Below are 18,578 nucleotides of genomic sequence, written 5' to 3' on the forward strand. Positions count from 1 at the left end.
AATCAATATTGAATTACAGAAAAAATGTAACTAAATGAAACCAAACAGATTGAGATTGACCTTGAAATTGCTGGAAAAAGGTCACGTAACAAATAATTCTCGAAAGCAATCAAAAGTAATTTTTGTAAGTTAGTTCCGAGCAAAGTTAGCCGTGTATTTTCAATAACAGCACGACTCTACATTTTGATAATTTTTTCTATTTAACTGGATTGGCCTGTCCGATATTAATTGGGGGAAATCTTCTTAACGCCATTGATCCTGGAGTTAAAAAATACGTGCTCAATAAAAATGCTTAATTGCACTTTATTTAATGCGGATAGGGGGAGCGAGAATGGAATTCTTTTTAGCGGCGAATTGTAGATTCAGCGCGGCAGAAAGAATAGCAATTAAGTCATGTGAACTTTTTGCGGTAACCTAACGTTATTCAGATATGTCAACTTTCCTTTATTCGGATATTTATATGTATTACACAATAAAAAAGGCGCTTCCACATAAATATGAAAGCGCCTTTTAAGTCCAACTAATTAACTACCCTAACAATTTCCAACTAGATTAGAAATGGTAGTGGCCTGTTAAGTAGAAAGCACGACCCAATGGATCTGCGTAACGACCATCGTAACCAACTTGATTACCACCGCCGGCATTAACTAATGACAATGGCGGATTTTTATCAAACAGGTTTTTGATACCAGCAGTGAAATTCAACGCTTTGCTGTAGTCGTAACGACCTTGCCAGTCAAACGTAGTGTATGAACCTACGTGACCAGTGTAATCAACAGCTGTCATTGAACCATCTGCATTAACAACTTTAACTGCGCCAGTATTTGCGCCGTAAAACTCATCGTGATAGCCTGATTTATAGTTAGCAGACAAGTTGTTAGTAAAGTTGCCGGTAGTCAACGAAGCTACAGCACGCATTTGAACGCGGAAGACAACACTGTTATCAGGACCAAATGTGCCCAAATCCGTCAAAACTGGACCATTTTGTTGGAACGTATAGTTTTGCTTCATCATATATGTACCATTCCAAGCCAACGAAAGCGGGCCTACAGGGGTCTTTAATTTTTCAGCAAAATCCCAATCAATACCTTGGTAGTTTGCTACACCACCATTAAGAGGAACCTGGTTAAAACCAATAGTCGTATAGTGACCAACAGGATCTTGGTAAGGATTAACGAACAAAGAAGAATAAAGCGTTGGATTGGCAAAACCAGTTTGTTCAGGAACACCTGCACCAAGAACTTGATCCTTGATTTGAACATCCCACAAATCAAGACCAGCAGTTAATCCAAAACCTGGCTCTACACGGAAGCCCACTGTCCATTGCTTGGAATTTTCTGCTTTCAATCCACCTGAACCACTATTCGCGTTACCACCAGAGAGTAGGTCATACTGAACTGGATTAGCTTGAGCTGGAGGAGTACCAGGAACACTACCATTAGCACAACTAGCCGGAGTATTGAATGGACATGTATAAGATCCAGCCGTGGTACCTGCATAAGTTGATGTTGCCGCGATATCACCTAAAGAAGGTGCTTTGAAACCAGTACCATATGAAGCGCGTAACAAAACTGCATCTGTCGGAGTAAAGCGCAAACTTAATTTATATGTTGCCTTACTAAACGTATTACCCAAATCTGCATTTGGTAATTGAGCTCCGCCTAAAGCAGGTGTTTGAAACACATAACCACTATAAACTTTAGAGTAACTGTCATAACGTGCAGCTACATTTCCCTCTAAAGTCTTCGTTACCGGTAACAACCATTCGCCATATAAACCTTCATTATTACGGCTAGCATCAAATGGAACTTGAGCAGTAGAACCACCGAGTTGTGCATTTGTTCCAGCAGGCGCAGATGCGTAACCACTATTTGCCAATTGCAACGGATTATATGATTCTTGCAAACTAGTATGCTGGAAATCAGCGCCTAAAGAAATAATCGACGAACCGCCTGGCAATTCAAATAAATCATGCTGAGCACCAACTTTGATTGTATTGTCGTTCGATGTCGTTTTATTCAGCAGTTGTCCAGTAATCTCCGCAGCTTGCAGAGATGCACCGCCAGTATTCATGACTGGGTCATAAGCACCTGAAGCAACCAGAGCATTGAATTCATTAAAATTACCATAGCCGCCTGCTGCGGTATCTTTCAATACGCTATTAGATAACGTAACAACACCATTCAGATCCCAGCCAGCAACTGCAGTTGAAATACCTGCTGAAAAATGATGTGCATCTGTTTGATAATCATCAGTTCTTCCGCCCATGGCAACAGTACGGTAATACGCCGTAACACCACCACCATTTTTGCCAGTTATCACAGTACCGGTCTGCGTTAAATATGGCTGAACATACGTTGTAAACAGATTCTGATAGGCTGTTGAGTTAACACCGGCAAGATTAGTTGAATTAATAGCGAATGGCTGTGCGGATGCAGCATATTGCGCTGTCATTGCATAGCGTGACACCATCATGGTTGCCCATGCAGTCGTATTTTCGTCAATCTTAAATGTCGCTTTTGCTAATCCACTATCACGTACAGAAGATGGAATATCTTGTACTGTTGCAGCATAGTTAAATCGGCATGTAGAACCATGCGCATAGGAATTAGGATTAGATCCACAGCTGCCAGCATTTGCTAAGGCATATGGGTTGAGAGTCGCGCTAGTAGCATTTGTACCGTTAATATCGCTAGGAGCGGCCGAAACAATCGACAAGTTGGCGATAGGGCTATTGATCGAAGTTTGATTGAAAACGTAATTTTTGCCATTTGCTGTAAATGGAATTAGACCGCCCTTAGCTGAGAAACTACGTTGGGTCGCTTCCAATTGCTTTTGATCGTCATGGCTATAGCTAAGCAATACGTTGTAATTGTCTTTGTTTAAATCACCAAAGCCTTTACTTACACCAGCACTCCAACTACGTCCACCTGGATGTTGTGGATCTTGAGCGGTAATGTATGCATCGCCGTCTGTCTTATTCTTTTTCAAAATAAAGTTGACTACGCCTGCAATAGCGTCTGAACCGTACAGTGCTGAAGCACCGTCAGTCAAAATTTCAACGCGTTCAATTGCGTCCAATGGAATGGATTCCAAATTGACTGAACCACCTTGAGGAGCCATGCGTACTCCGTCTAACAATACTAAGGTGTATTGTGCTGACAGTGAATGCAAAGCTGCTGAAGTAGCACCGCCGCCGCCGCCATTAACTGAGGCAGATGCAGTAGTGAATCCCTGCATTGCAGGTAAATTTTGAATTAAATCTGTAACTGATGTAGCACCAGTTTTCTTAATATCGGCTTGAGTCAAAACCTGAACCGGCAAAGCACCTTCTTTGGCGATACGCTTAATTGCCGAACCAGTAATTTCAACACGTTGTACCGGTGCTGATGTGTCGATTGTTGTGCTGTCCGCTTGTTGCGCAAATGCCGGTTGTGCCAGCATGCCTATGCCTAACGCCATACTGCCTGAAAACATCAGGCGCAGTGAGCGAGACAAAATAGTTTCCATCATCATCGTTACTTCTCCAAAGATATAATTTGTTTGTTTATTGCCAACATCATCGCTTTATCCACGACATTTCAAAATTCATTTAAGGACTATTGAATTTGAGGATCACATAAAACCATTTATTACAATTGCGTGTCAACAACATGCCGTTACGAAACAAAACAAAAAACAACACTTTGAGCTTAAAAAAATAAATTCCATAGAAAATTTAGTTTTTGGCTAATTTTGCTTATTTAAAAAATACAAAATTGCTATTAAACGATAATAAAGTTAATTAAATTTTAATAATTTCATAGCAATATTAGATGAGATATAAACTATTATAAATATTTCCTATTGATGTCAGTTGGAAAATTCTTTTTAGCAACATATAATATTAATTGTTTAACGATAAAATATTATTGTTTGATAATCTTTGATTAATAATTTAATTGTTAAAAATTCACTCTGCAAAGACATGAGTGTAACTAAATGTGACAACGCAGACTGAATTTCAATAACAAAATATTGCAATCTATCAAGTAAACACTTTTTAAAATAAATCAGCGTGTAAGAGGCGGATCTCTTGCCATCCTATCCTTGCGACTCCCTTCTACGCGCGGTTCATTGAACACACTGGAAGCGTCGCTGCGTATCCAACAACGAAACCAACACTAATGTATCAAAGTAACTCTTTGGCAACGCCACATCCGTCCGACCCAGCTAACCCGCCTCATGTCGTGCAGGTAGAGAACTTCCACATCCAAATAAGTGTGCCGTCGTGCGCACTTACAAAAAAAAGCCCCGCCAAACTGGCAGGGCTTTAAATTAAATAGATCAGGAAGACGTACCATTCCTAACGTTAGCAAAATAGAAATTATAGTGCCGAAATTGGTCAACAGAATTTCATACTAAATTATCAATCAGAACTCTTTTAAAATAAGACTCATGTTGGGCAAGACACCATTCCTGTTAATGAACGCAGCTTCAACAGTAATCACTTACGGTAATCCTTGCCCTTTTTAAGTAATATCTATGTTAACGAACAGGATTAAACATAAACGTACCAAATATGTTGTCCTGATATACTTCAAAAACAGTTGGGCCAGTGTAAGCGCAGGATGCACATGGCGTACCCAATGAAAGCAAATCAATTTGCGTTGAAGTATTAGTTAGCGACTTGCTCTGTTGATAAGTCCAAGTTTGTGTGTTACTCGTCTTCAAATCCAAAGAATATATACCATATTGTGTGGTTGCTGTTACGGTAAAATCTACACCATATGTTTGAGCTGTCTGATTGGTAACACCAGAACTTGCCAATGTAGAGTTGACGTAGGTATTGCTATACGTTTCAGTAACGGTTCCGGGGGCATAAATAAATGATTGAGCAGGAGCCCCACCATTTACTGAAGTTGAGCCAGTAAGAGTAAAGCGTTTATCACCAGACGTGGTTGCCGACGGTGAAACAGAATAGGCGCTATTGGTAAATGGATCAGATGCAAGAATATTTGCAAAGTCCGCAAGAGTCAGACCGGGACCGTCTCCCGCAGGAAAAGTTTGAACACTCGCCCATGAACGAGATAATTCTTGAACTAATGATGGATCCATCGGAATGCTGCCGTTAAGTTGACCGACAAGGACTGGATATATATCAACTCCTGCTAAGTCTGCTTCATTATAGGCAAACCCATTAAATTGAACATAATTTGTCGCTACACTGTACATCGCTACTGGATTCAACCAGAGCCAGATGACATCGTAATTATGATTAATTGGCGTGTTAATACTGACAGGAGGAGAAGGAGGCCCCATTACTTTATAGCTCGATAAATTCGTAAAGCTCAATGTTGTGGCATTACTACTTGTTCGGGTCTGAGTAGCAGAACTGCCAGCACTTACCTGAAGTTTACCGCTAATCCAACCAGGTAATGATCCCGCACTTGCCGTAGTTGTTAATGACGTTTGTGCACTGTAAGTTTGACTATCGCTAATCGTTGTTCCAAACAAGTTGGATTGAGTGTATTGCACGTAGCTTGATGGACCTGGTGGCGCGTAGGTAACACCGACAATGACATATTTAGGATGGATACTGACGTTCGGGCAGCTTAATGATGCACTTGGAACCCCTCCCTGTGACGGGTTGACCAAAATTGTACAGCCATTACTTAGATTTAGCGTTGCGGGTATATCAATCAAATTAGAATTTTGACATCCAGTGAATTCAAAAGTTGCTACTGCAGTCGGATTTGTGATTTGGGCACCGGAATAGGAAAATGACCCATAAGTGTACATAATTAGTGTCGGAATATCTGAACAACCAACATTTTTTATTGCGCGAGCTGTTTCTGTATATGTAAGAACAGCACCATTGGTGACATAAATACTTGAAGTTGTTGCGTAGGCATTGCTGTTTATTATGGAAGTAATAACTATTAGCATTAGTATAGGTAGTTGTCTCAAAAGGCTACCCGCTGCTATTAGCTTTAACCAAGATTCGTTCGCCATTTTCATATTTTTCATAGTGTTTTATTGTTAGATATACATTATTTATAAAGTGCAAAATTGCAATTTACATAAAATCATACTAATGCTATTCCCTTCATTACACAGACACTTACGCCATCATAGTTTGATTGTTTCACTCCTTATATTTCAAATAAGAAATTATCATAAACCAAAATAGATTGCCTCTTCGACAAAATTCTAACCATATTGATATATTGTTGCTTTCTCACTACTTTAAACATTGGGATTAATTAAAAATTACGTAAATATGGCTATATTAGATTAATTAAATACAACTATTTATCGTGTTACAGCTATAAAAGATCTACATTCAATGGTTAATTTCCATATTCTGCATCGCCCCAAAAAAAATGCCGCTCAGTCTTAACTGAACGGCATTACCTCAAAGGAGGTGTTTTAATTTTCTTACTATATAACAACACTGTTAAGATACATCAACTATCATAGCGTCCGGCAATATTGAACTCTATTTTTTTAATCTATCATCCGCATTTTAAACAACCGCCCCTTAATGTTACTGCTACTTAATTTTTCTAACGCTTTTGCAGCAATCCGACGGTCTAACGCAACATAAGTAACAAATTCAAACACGTTAATTTTACCGACCTGCTCTTTATTCAGCCCAACGTCGCCAGTCAACGCACCCAGTAAATCGCCCGGGCGTAGTTTGTCTTTTTTACCACCCATGATGAAAATACTTTGCATCGGTGCCTGTAACCCTGAATCATTAGATGTGTCTAACTCGGCCAGCTCATGCCAGCGCACTGATTCACCTTGGTATTGCTCAATCAGCTTGACCCATTTTTTCTCACCCGGTGTCGCCAAGCTCAACGCCAGGCCTTTTTCACCAGCACGGCCAGTCCGCCCAATGCGGTGAATGTGGACTTCGGTGTCTTTGCAGACATCCACATTAATCACTGCGCCTAACGTTTGAATATCCAAACCACGCGCTGCGACGTCGGTGGCAACCAGCACTGAGCAGCTCTGGTTGGCAAAACGCACCAGCACGTCATCCCGATCACGCTGTTCTAAGTCGCCATGCAAAGCTAATGCGCTAATACCTTGCGCTTGTAATTCTTCAGTTAATTCACGGCAGTGGATTTTAGTATTGCAAAACGCAATGGTGGAAACGGGGCGGTAGTGACGTAATAATTGCGCAACGGCGGCATTGCGATGTTCTGATTGCACCAAGTAAAACAACTGTTCTATATGGTTAGCCGCGTGCTGCGAATCCACTTTAACCTCGGCCGGTTCGTGCATTAACTGTTCGCTGGCTTTACGAATGTCATCAGGGAAAGTTGCGGAAAATAACAGTGTTTGACGACGCGGTGAACAGGCATTCACGATATGCACAATGTCATCATAAAAGCCCATATCTACCATCCGGTCAGCTTCATCCAGCACCAGAGTTTGTACCGTACTGAGCTTAATCGTCTCTCGGCTGATATGGTCAATTAAACGCCCGGGCGTGCCCACTACAATATGTGCACCGTGTTCAAGCGACACAATTTGTGGCCGCATGGCCGTACCGCCGCACAAGGTAAGTACTTTGACGTTGTCAATGGCACGCGCCAAACGACGCAATTCATTTGCAACCTGATCAGCCAATTCACGCGTTGGGCAAATAACCAAACCCTGAATCGCAAAATACATCGGATTCAACTTAGCCAAGATCCCCAAACTAAACGCCGCGGTTTTCCCACTTCCAGTTTTAGCCTGTGCAATCACGTCACGTTGTTGCAAAATCAACGGCAAACTAGCCGCTTGAATCGGCGTCATTTCGGTATAACCCAGACTATCCAGATTAGCGAGTAACGGTGCAGATAAGGCAAGAGATTGAAAAGAAGTGTCAGTTTGCATAAGATTATTTCGGTGATTTGGTGGATTGGTTCAACGCTAAACGGTGCGGAACCCGTAATGTTGGCATTGTAGGTGATGGATGGGATTATGTGAGGAGATTTGTGTCGATACTGAGTTTGTGGTTTTTGGATTTTGGCCTACCTCCCATTCTGACGCTGCCGAATAATTTAGCTAAATTATTCGGGAATTCAGCGGCCGTTGGATCGCTTTTTTTGCTTACTCTTTTTTGGCGAATCAAAAAAATGAGTAGCTGGCGGGCTTCCCCCGACCCCAAGCATTAAATTAATCGCGGTAATAAATTAAACATCAACAAATCAAACTACATAAAACAGCACAGTCACAAAATGACAAATACTCCCTCCCAACACAAACAAATGCCAAATCCCATGCGCATGCCGCATCCGCTCATCAATTACATAAAAAATTATCCCAACAGAGTAAATAATCCCTCCCGCCGCCAACCAATAAAACCCATGCCATCCCAACGCAGCAATTAACGGCGTAATGAACAGCACGACCGACCAGCCCATTAAAATATAAATCACCAAAGAAGAAATCCGTGCCTGGTTAGCCAGCCACAATTCCTGCACTATGCCAATCAGCGCCAAACCCCAGACTATGCCGAACAATTTCCATCCCGTAGTGCCATGTAAAGTCACCAACGTAAACGGCGTATAACTCCCGGCGATCAATAGATAAATCATGCAATGATCAAATTTTTGCAAGACGTCTTTAGCTTTACCGCGAATGCTGTGATACAGAGTTGAAAACAGATATAGCATCAACAAAGTCAGGCTATAAACACTGCTACTGACTATCTTCCAAAAGTCACCGGTGAAACCGGCAATTGTAATTAACACTGATGCGCCGATCACTACCAGCCCAGCACCTACCAAATGACTGATGCTGTTAAATTTTTCGCCTTTATACATACTGTTTGATCGCTTCCATGCATTTTTGTAGCCGCCACCATAACAGGAATTTTTTAACTATGTCGGATTTGCCGATTTTTATCCAAGCTATTAAAAACAAAAAACACTCTGCGCGGTAAAACGCAAAGTGTTTTTAAGCTAACCCGTGGGCAGAACTTCTCTGCGCACGCTATGACTAAATTAGAGCTAAATTACTAACTCGCAGCAACCGTCACATTCATACCGGTCACGCTGTTGGTGGTACGTAAATCGATTGAGCCAGTGATCGGCACAATTTTCACATGTTTATTCACGTTATGTTTCCATAAGCGAATATACGAGTAGTAGTAAGCACCCGGCACCGCCGCAGTGGCACTACCGGATGGAATATTACCAACCGTAAATGTCCCGCCACCAGAGCTTAACAAACTGCTGACATCCACACTGGTAATAATCTGACCAAGACGCGCAATGACTAAGGTGCCGTGGTCATAAGCACTTGCATTGCTGATCGCGATATTGCCGCTAATGCTGCCAGGGTTAATCCCACTGTCTAATGTCGGGGTCGGAGGAGTAAAGTTGCTGATGTTGCCCGTAGTCGGCGCAGCGAGCGGCAAGTTGTTACTGAGGTTGTAATAAACCACTTCATTGGTCGCAACGCTATAACCCCCATTACCTTCTTGTGGTGTGACCGACGTAAATACCAACGCATTACCAGCGTTATAAGGCGCAACTGAAATCGATCCATTGGTCAACATAAAGTTAGAATTCCAGCATCCGGCACGATAGAACACGCCGGTGTAAGGATCGGTATTTGACCAACGGATTTCATACGGTACAGGGTTTGCTATCGCCGCTGTACTTGGCAAGGTTTGCTGGAATACGGCAAAGCCGCTAGTCAATGGATTGAGTGGGGTCAGCAAATTGGTGCCATATTCAGTCGCTGCCGTCGGCTCTAACGGGGTCGATTGCAACACCGCACCACCACTGACTGTCGTACCGGTATAAGTACCGGTTGGTGTTACGCCAGTAATCAACATGGTTTCCATATTGCGCCCACGCACCACGATGTCATAGGTAATAGGATTGTTATTGCTATCCACCAAACTCAGCGGTGACAAGGTGAAACTACCGGTCACTGGATCTACGTTTGTGGAACGAACGTCTACGTGGCGAGTTCCGTCAGCACTCAGTGTTTCAGCGTGCACAATCAGATTAAAAGCACAGTTACTAGTGCTCACTGTTTGACAAAGCTTAGTTGGATCAATCGTGCCGGTAATTGCACCGGATTGTGTCAAATTGAAATAACGCAAATCTGGGCGCATAGTGAATGCTTGTTGACCATCTTGATTAAAAGGAACAATGATTTTATCCAGATCAAAATCGGTCACTAAATTCGTCGCGCTACCAGCGGTCACGTTAAATGTGCCCAGTAATTGCATACCCTGAGTTGGATAAGCAATTTCCAGCGGCGCTTCGCTCACCGTGCCACGTGTATTGGTGTATTCCACCTGGTCATTCCACTGCAATGGCGTTGGTGTTGTTTCGTTATCGCTAATGGCCTGCGCAGAGCTGCTTAACGCATCCGAGTCACTGGCAAAGAAAAAACGAATTTGCTTATATGTACCAACTGGCAACGTCATATTGGCAAAAACATTGTTCAACGCACCGTTATTCAATGCGGCCAAATCGATGGTAATTGGCGCTGGCAAGGTGGTTGTTTGCCACGTTGCATCGCTTTTGCTCCATATCTGTGTTGCTGATGTATGGAAAGAAATCGAGGTTACGGTAACCCAAACATGATTAAACGTGTCGGACGGGCCATCTGTAACTCCCATCGTAACCGTACCAGTCGTGCCGGTTGGCACGCCAGTACCGGAACTGCCCGTGCTACTTCCACTACTACCACCGCCGCCACCGCAGGCGGCTAACAAGCCGATTAAGCCGATGCTAACTAGAGCTTGAACAAGTTTTTTCTGTTGCATGAGACTCTCCCCTGAAAGTAATTAATAAGATGCAGCCACATTATTAGGCTACCTGATGTTCACTCTTTTCAATTTTTGCATGGCGTTGCCTGAAGAAATAATCGTCACTATTTATCGCACAACCATTTATCGCAGCTACATGGAGTAGGTCTTGTTCATAACAAAACCACCGCACCCTGCCCTAACGCAACGCAACGCATTTCAAAAGGAATGACAGCGACTTTGTCTCAGTTGTAATCGTTTGTATCCGGCTAGAACTATTTATTCACTGTGGAAATTACTTAGCGAAGTTTTTTGATAATGATTGTTATGTGAATTGAATTTTCGCCAGTCGAGGCGCTGAATGAAGAGGGGAATTGAAGTAGCAGAAAAATAAAAATGAGGGGCTACAAGATGATACATAGCCCGGCTTAGCACGTTTATATAAAAAATGATTACTTGTAAAAATAACGCTTTTACACGCGGAGCTGCGCTTCAATTAATTCGTGAAGCTGCGAAAACTCCGGCTTGCCGACGTATTTTTTGATTATGTTGCCTTGCTTGTCGATCAAAAAAGTCGTTGGGGTGAGTTTGATATCACCAAATGATTGCGCCAATTTTCCGTCGAAGTCTAAGGTAACGGTAAAAGGTAGTTGTCTGGTTTCAGTAAAATTGAGCACGTAATTAGGTGGGTCATACGCCATGGCAATCGCCACATACTCCAAACCTTGTGCGTGATATTTTTCGTAAGTTTTAATCATTTCAGGCATTTCCGCGACACAAGTTGTGCAGGATGTCGCCCAAAAATTAACCATCACGACTTTGCCTTTTAGTTGCTCCAAACTAATTTTAGTGCCCTTCAAGTCGGTAAAGCTCACATTCGGCGCCGCTTGCTTGCTGCAGGCCGATAGCACTGCCAACGTAATCAACACTAAAACAAAACTGCGCAGGTGCACTAGACGATTCATGGTGGATAACTCATAGACAGGGAGCAGAAGATCCACATTATAGCCCTGCTTGTTCTATGCTGTAGAAAGGAAAAATGTCGGGCATTGTTGTTTCTGCGCAATCTGAGCTCCTACCTTCACAACAATTGATTTACCGCAAATGCTGATGCAATAAAGCGGCTATAAAGTTTCTATTAGGAATAATTGACGTCCTCTCAATTGAAAAGGGAAAACATCGTGAATTCAATCATTTTTTCCAGCATCCGACTACGCAAAGGGTTTAACAAACTCCGTTTAATTGCCTTAATAACGCTTTGCAGCAACCTGCTCACACCATTAATTGCACACGCCGTACCGGCTTATGCCAGGCAAACAGGGCAAAACTGCGTAGCTTGCCATGCAGGTGGCCAGTTTCCTGAACTCACCCCGTACGGACGCTTATTTAAATTAACTGGTTACACCATCGGCTCAAGAACCATTCCCGTTTCGGTGATGGGCGTAGCCAGTCTGACCAAAAGCCTGCATCCAGATAGTGATCCCACCTTTGCCAAAGATGCGGTCGCCATATTTCAAACCGGCAGCGTATTTTTAGCTGGCAAAGTAACGGATAACATCGGTATTTTTGCTCAAGCCACATACAATAATTATGGTGGGGACAGCGGCTACCAAGGTGTCTGGGGATCGGACAATTTTGATTTACGCTACGCTGATCGCCTCATCGATACCAATAACGATTTAATTTTTGGCGTGACGCTAAACAATAATCCCAGCGTTTCCGACCCGTGGAATTCGGCTCCTGCCTGGATAATTTATGCGCCTACCCAATTTGGCGTAACGACTCCCGATGCAGCGCCTATCGTCAGTTCTTTAGGCGCGCAAGTGGCTGGCATTAATGCCTATGCGCTGTGGAATAATCTACTGTATGCCGAAGTTGGCGGCTATCAAACCGCGAACGGCGTCTGGTCATTTTTAAGTAAAGGCACTTCGGACGAAAATCAAACCAAACTGAGCGGTACTAATCCTTATATACGTGTCGCGCTTACCCATGAATGGGGAGCACACAATGTCATGCTCGGCATGTTTGGGCTGAACGCCAACATCTACCCTGACAATACCAATCCCAGCGGCCCGACGATTCAATACCATGATCGCGGCGTCGATGCACAGTACCAATATTTACTTGATCCGCACACTGCTTCCGCTCAATTTAGCTATATAAAAGAAACCATTAATAACGGTGATGTTACTGGGATTGCCACCAATCCAAGCAATACCTTACGTCAATTAAGAATGAAGGGGACCTACATTTACCAGGCAAAATATGGCGGTAGCCTGAGTTATTTCAGCACCACCGGCACATCGGACCCGACCCTTTATTCCAACCCAACGGCTAACCCGGATACCCGTGGCTGGACTCCGGAAGTTTTCTGGACACCGATCCAAAATATTCGGATCGGCTTGCAGTATTACGCTTTCCAACGGTTTGATGGCGCAAGCAATAATTACGACGGGGCGGGCCGCAATGCCAAAGACAACAACACCGCGTTTTTATATGTGTGGGGAGCGTATTAAAATGAACATCCTTACTATGAACCATCTTAATTTAAGCAAATTAGTTGCGCTTTCTGCCATTCTGGCGATCTCCGCCTGCTCGTCGCCAGAACGTTCACGCAACTTGAATGACGCCAGTATTCCTGTCAGCACCACCGCACTGCAGGTATGTTCCAATTGCCACGGCATGCACGGCGTTTCCACTTCGCCGAACTTTCCTAATCTAGCCGCGCAAACCCAACCTTATATAGTGAACCAACTTACCGCATTCCGAAGCCACGGTCGCTCTGATCCGGAAGGTTTTGAATATATGTGGGGTCTGAGTTCGCACCTGAGCGATGCTCAGATTAATGGTTTGGCGAGTTATTTTTCCAGCCTGCCACCACCGTCTGGCAATGTAGATAAGGCGGGTACGCCGGCCATGTTGACAGATGGGCGCACTATTTTTGAACAGGGCATAGAGGCTCAAAGCGTTCCGGCCTGTTCCGCCTGCCACGGCGCTCATGCAGAAGGCGCGGATCAATTTCCACGTCTGGCAGGACAACATGCCGATTACCTAGTTAAGCAGTTAATGGTATTTCAGCTCACCAACCAACGACCAGATGGCATAGCAATGAAAGCCGTTACGCACAATCTCACGCCAGAAAGTATAGCGAATGTGGCTGCGTATTTGGAATCGATGGCACCGATGCCTAAATGAATAAACGCACTTAAGCCACCGGCATACTCACCGCCTTCCCTGCCACATGGGTAGTCAGTACGATGGCGGTGGAGGTGGAACCGTAGCGGTTTAATTTATCAATTAAACGCTGCAAATGTGCCACATCGGTTGCCAGCACGCGCATGACTGCACCGTCTTCGCCAGTGACTGTGTAGCAATCAATAATTTCTGGCTGCGTGGCAACAAAGTCGGCATACGGGCGACCTTGTTGAGTGGAAAGCCGGATCATCGCCGTTATTTGATAGCCGAATGCGTCGGGATTAATGTTGGCATGGTAGCCACGAATCACGCCGCTACTTTCTAAGCGTTTGATCCGCTCCGAAACGCTGGGCTGGCTTAAATGGATTTGCCGGCCGATTTCGGCATGACTGATCCGTGCATCTTGCTGAAGTAATCCGAGGATTTTCTGATCGTAGTTGTCGATTTTTGCATTCATAGCCAAATGTCCGGTAATTTATATCAAACCAAGGGTAATTAAGAAAATCCCCTTTGAACTCACCTTCAATTTAGCAAGTTTACTGACTATAGTATAGCTCTTCCCTTATTCGATATGCGCTTCTACTGTGCACCTTTACCATGATTAGCCAGCAACAAATTGCCCAAATTGCAACCCAAGTTCACACCCCGTGCTGGATCTACGATGCCGACTCAATCCGTCGCCAAATCTCCCGCTTACGCCAGTTTGATGTAATCCGTTTTGCACAAAAAGCCTGCTCAAATACACATTTATTACGCTTAATGCGCGAACAAGGCGTAATGGTGGATTCGGTTTCACTTGGTGAGATTGAACGTGCTTTAGTGGCAGGATTTAATCCTGGCGACGCTGGGCATTCACCCATCGTATTCACCGCGGATTTACTTGATACAGCAACCATTGCCCGGGTTGTTGAACTGAATATCCCCGTCAATTGCGGCTCACCTCAAATGTTGCAGCAATTAGGCGCGGCACATCCCGGGCATCCGGTCTGGTTGCGTATTAATCCCGGCTTTGGGCACGGACACAGCCGTAAAACTAATACTGGCGGCGAGCAAAGCAAACATGGCATCTGGCATGAGCATTTAACTGAATGCCTGCAAATTATTCAGCAAACCGGCTTGAAATTAATCGGCCTGCACATGCACATCGGTTCCGGCGTGGACTACGCACATTTACAAAGTGTATGTGAAGCAATGACGCAACAAGTGCGCTATGTACGTAAATTTGGCTTGGATATTGACGCGATTTCCGTTGGTGGCGGCTTGTCGATTCCTTACCGTGTGGGCGAAGAGGACGTCGATACTGAACATTACTTTCAAATTTGGGATGCAGCGCGGCAACAGATTGAAAAGATGCTGGGGCATTCCGTTCATATGGAAATTGAACCGGGTCGATTTTTAGTCGCACAATCGGGCTTGCTAGTATCTGAATTACGCGCCCAAAAACAGGTTGGCAGTAACTTTTTTGCTTTAGTTGATGCGGGCTTTAACGACTTGGCGCGCCCCGCCATGTATGGCAGCTTCCATCGCATTAGCGCTCATGCGCCAGACGGAACGCCACGCGCCGGTGCATTACGCCCCACCGTGGTAGCTGGACCGCTATGCGAATCCGGTGATGTGTTTACCCAGGAAGAAGGCGGCGAAGTAGTCAGCCAAGATTTACCCGTGTGCGAAATTGGCGATTTGCTGGTGTTTCATGACGCTGGCGCGTATGGCGCTTCGATGTCGTCCAACTACAATTCCCGTCCATTAATTCCTGAAATACTGGTTGATGGTGAACACATCAAAAAAATTCGGCGTCGCCAGACGGTGCAGGAATTGATTGCGTTAGAGTTGGATTAAAACTGCTTATATTGCTATTTCCGGCAAACTAGCTGAACGACTACCAGCTAGCGGCGGGTTATCCAAAGCGCGGTAAGTAAACACCATAGAAAACTTGGTTAGCTCGGTTTGATTGTGGCCAGCAGCGTGGAATAAATTGCTGGAAAAAAGCAGTACATCACCCACATTCAGCGGCACTGCAACGGCCTGCGCCAGCAATGCTTGATTAGCTGGATAATCTGCCCGCAAAAATTGCGCAGTATCTAAACCTTCCGCCTCAACTTGCACTCGGTGCGAGCTAGGTATAACCAGTAAACAACCATTTTCAACAGTTTCATTGCGTAATGCCAACCAGGCGGAAATTAATTCGGCACGCTGAAATTGCCAATAACGGCTATCCCGATGCCATCCAGTAACACTAGAAAAGCGCGGCTGTTTCGTCATAATGCAATTATGGTGCACTTGCGAAAGCCTGATTTCGTTACCCAATAATTGCTTTAAAGGTTCCGACAAACTTGGCCCTGTGGCCCAGTCTGAAATAAGACTGCCCCGCAGGGTTACCTGCAATAACCGCCGCACTGTTTCCCCGCCCGCATGCGCCTTGCTTTCCGGGGCACCCAAATAACCGGTATCGGCTTCTAATTCCAGCGGCTGCACTGCATCCGCCAGTTGTTTTTGCGCAAAAGCTAATACTTCAGCGCAATAAGCAGAATCCGCTAACTGAGGTAAAACTAGGAATCCGTTTTGTTGGAAATTGGCGAGCTGATGTGGGGTAAGCATACTTTATAGGGGCACGTTTTCAAAAAGCTGAACAAGAAGCATCATTCTATCGGCATTCTTTAATGCGGTAAATTCAGCCTTGCTTTCGGCCTTACTTATATCTAAATTAATCCGCCATTCAGCACGAAACACATCGCCCCATTAATGCTTTTCGGCAATACCACTTTATACAACACAAACTTTAAAATGCGTTATCTGAGCATGACTTCAATGCAACTATGGCTTTATAATTTGAAAAAATCAAAATAAATCAACGACAAAGCATCGCCATCCTTACAAATCAATAAAATATCTGACAACACGCAATATTTCAATACGGCAATACCAGTTTTACTTTAAAGCATTTTTAAAAATTATCTGCTGCTGCATTTTAGCGCCGTGCATTTTCAAAAAATTTTGTTTTTGAAAATTTCCTATTAGTAATGTCTGATTTTTTTACTATACTAAATTGTTCCCTAAGAGCAGCGATTCCACCTTCTTTGCAAAATAAAAGTACATAAGGCAGGTAGCGACATGAATGTTTCTTATACAAAAAACCAACAATTTTTCTCCAGCAAGCGCGTGGACGGCGGCGTTGCATCACGTCAGTTCGCAGAGACTTATCAATCCATACGGCAGCACAGCATCAACCTGACGGTTTCTTTATCTGTAGAAGATATGGCCGTGCAATCGATGCCGGAAGCTAGCCCGATCAAATGGCATTTAGCGCAAACAACCTGGTTTTTTGAAAAATATTTATTGGCGCGTTTTGTCAAAGATTATTTGCCGTTTCATCCTGCTTTTACCATGTTGTTCAATCCAAGTTCAGGAATGAATTTGCCACGCGGACAACGCAGCGTCATTACCCGCCCTACCCTCACTTTGGTTCGCACTTATCGCACTCATGTTGATAATGCCGTGATGGCACTAATCAAAAATATGCCCGACGAAGCCTATCCAATATTGGAATTAGGATTACAGCGCGAACAGCAAACGCAAGAACTAATGCTGACCGATATTAAGCATTTATTAGGCTCGAATCCTTTCCATCCTACTTATATCAATAAACCTTTAGCACCGGCAGAAAAAGTTGCTACGCTAAAAATGCTGGAACTAAGAGGTGGCCAAGCCGATATCGGGCACCCCGGTTTAACGTTTTGCTTTGAAAATGAATTACCCAAGCATCGAGTATTTTTAAATCCCTTTGCGATCGCTGACCGCAAAATCACCAATGGTGAATACCTGGCATTTATAAATGCAGGCGGCTATTCGGAAACACGGTGGTGGTTAGAAGAAGGCGCTGAATGGCGGCAGCGTGAGCACATTAAAGCACCGTTATATTGGCGCATGATCGATGACATTTGGCATGAATATACGCTGCACGGTTTAATGCCGCTGGATTTAAACCGCCCGGTCTGCCACGTTTCGTATTTTGAAGCGGAGGCTTTTGCACGCTTTTCCGGCGCACGCTTACCGACCGAATTTGAATGGGAATTTGCGGCTAATTCGATCATCCCTGAATTACCCGGCTTGCCTGGCTTACCGACATTAACGGACGCCCCGGTCGACGCAAATAAGCAAATGGAAGAATTGATTTTGCACCCTAAAGGAGCATCGTCCGCAACCGGGTTAAAACAGTTTTTCACCGATACCTGGGAATGGACTTCATCCAGCTACGCGCCGTATCCGGCCGTTAAACTAAAGAACGACGCCGCCGTTGACCACTATGAACGCCAGATGGTGAATCAATATGTATTACGCGGCGGCAGCGTTGCTACGCCACCCGCGCATAGCCGGATTACCTATCGTAATTTTTACCCGACGCAGACACGCTGGCAATTTACGGGGATTCGGTTGGCGCGGAGTATTATTTAATTGGTGTTACGCACGATACTGTTCGGAATTTGTATGTATTGCGGTTGCGGTTGCCGTTGATTTTGAAGTTGAAGTTGATCTTCTGATCCTTTTTCTCGCTGAAAAACCGGCCGAACTAGAAGTGGGAGTAGGTCAAAAACAACTTCAACGTCAAAAACAACTTCAACACATACAAATT

12 protein-coding genes are annotated in these 18,578 nt (G+C 44.1%); 4 read left to right on the forward strand and 8 right to left on the reverse strand.

Features of this window, described 5'->3' with window-relative positions; translation table 11 throughout:
- Positions 1-552: 552 nt before the first annotated feature.
- From S2091_RS09560 to S2091_RS09585, 6 genes are all read right to left on the reverse strand, one after another.
- Positions 553-3,516, reverse strand: a complete 2,964-nt coding sequence (locus S2091_RS09560) for a TonB-dependent receptor domain-containing protein (protein WP_105531593.1) — start codon at positions 3,514-3,516, stop codon at positions 553-555.
- 1,011 nt (positions 3,517-4,527) lie between these two features.
- A complete protein-coding gene (locus tag S2091_RS09565) occupies positions 4,528-6,009 on the reverse strand; it encodes a hypothetical protein (protein ID WP_133166892.1) in 1,482 nt (493 codons plus the stop codon).
- Positions 6,010-6,489: 480 nt separating this feature from the next.
- Entirely contained in the window at positions 6,490-7,875 is a 1,386-nt protein-coding gene (gene dbpA / locus S2091_RS09570) for an ATP-dependent RNA helicase DbpA (protein WP_105531595.1), read from the reverse strand.
- A 314-nt stretch (positions 7,876-8,189) separates the two neighbouring features.
- Positions 8,190-8,807, reverse strand: a complete 618-nt coding sequence (gene trhA / locus S2091_RS09575) for a PAQR family membrane homeostasis protein TrhA (RefSeq protein WP_105531596.1) — start codon at positions 8,805-8,807, stop codon at positions 8,190-8,192.
- Positions 8,808-9,001: 194 nt separating this feature from the next.
- Positions 9,002-10,771 (reverse strand): DUF4382 domain-containing protein, encoded by a 1,770-nt coding sequence (locus tag S2091_RS09580; RefSeq protein ID WP_105531597.1) that lies wholly within the window; start codon positions 10,769-10,771, stop codon positions 9,002-9,004.
- A 455-nt stretch (positions 10,772-11,226) separates the two neighbouring features.
- The gene (locus S2091_RS09585; RefSeq protein ID WP_105531598.1) at positions 11,227-11,718 is read right to left on the reverse strand and encodes a peroxiredoxin family protein; all 492 of its coding nucleotides are present in this window, start codon (positions 11,716-11,718) and stop codon (positions 11,227-11,229) included.
- 216 nt (positions 11,719-11,934) lie between these two features.
- Between S2091_RS09585 and S2091_RS09590 the strand changes: the two genes are divergently transcribed.
- Both S2091_RS09590 and S2091_RS09595 read left to right on the forward strand, forming a co-directional pair.
- Positions 11,935-13,269 carry a cytochrome C gene (locus S2091_RS09590; RefSeq protein WP_243405380.1) on the forward strand — a complete coding sequence of 445 codons (1,335 nt, stop codon included), beginning with the start codon at positions 11,935-11,937 and terminating at the stop codon, positions 13,267-13,269.
- A gap of 1 nt (position 13,270) precedes the next feature.
- Positions 13,271-13,948, forward strand: a complete 678-nt coding sequence (locus tag S2091_RS09595; RefSeq protein WP_243405381.1) for a c-type cytochrome — start codon at positions 13,271-13,273, stop codon at positions 13,946-13,948.
- A 10-nt stretch (positions 13,949-13,958) separates the two neighbouring features.
- Here S2091_RS09595 and S2091_RS09600 read toward each other — a convergent pair whose 3' ends face one another.
- Complete coding sequence (locus tag S2091_RS09600; protein ID WP_243405382.1) at positions 13,959-14,405, reverse strand: Lrp/AsnC family transcriptional regulator; 447 nt, start codon at positions 14,403-14,405, stop codon at positions 13,959-13,961.
- Positions 14,406-14,545: 140 nt separating this feature from the next.
- Between S2091_RS09600 and lysA the strand changes: the two genes are divergently transcribed.
- Entirely contained in the window at positions 14,546-15,787 is a 1,242-nt protein-coding gene (gene lysA / locus S2091_RS09605; protein ID WP_105531599.1) for a diaminopimelate decarboxylase, read from the forward strand.
- Positions 15,788-15,793: 6 nt separating this feature from the next.
- On the opposite strand, the gene S2091_RS09610 is transcribed toward lysA, so the two are convergent.
- On the reverse strand, positions 15,794-16,546 hold the full coding sequence (locus S2091_RS09610) for a phytanoyl-CoA dioxygenase family protein (protein WP_105531600.1): 753 nt from the start codon (positions 16,544-16,546) through the stop codon (positions 15,794-15,796).
- A 513-nt stretch (positions 16,547-17,059) separates the two neighbouring features.
- Between S2091_RS09610 and egtB the strand changes: the two genes are divergently transcribed.
- Positions 17,060-18,400 (forward strand): ergothioneine biosynthesis protein EgtB, encoded by a 1,341-nt coding sequence (gene egtB / locus S2091_RS09615; protein ID WP_105531601.1) that lies wholly within the window; start codon positions 17,060-17,062, stop codon positions 18,398-18,400.
- The last annotated feature ends 178 nt before the right edge of the window (positions 18,401-18,578 follow it).

Source organism: Solimicrobium silvestre (assembly GCF_002976435.1).
GTDB classification, from domain to species: domain Bacteria; phylum Pseudomonadota; class Gammaproteobacteria; order Burkholderiales; family Burkholderiaceae_D; genus Solimicrobium; species Solimicrobium silvestre.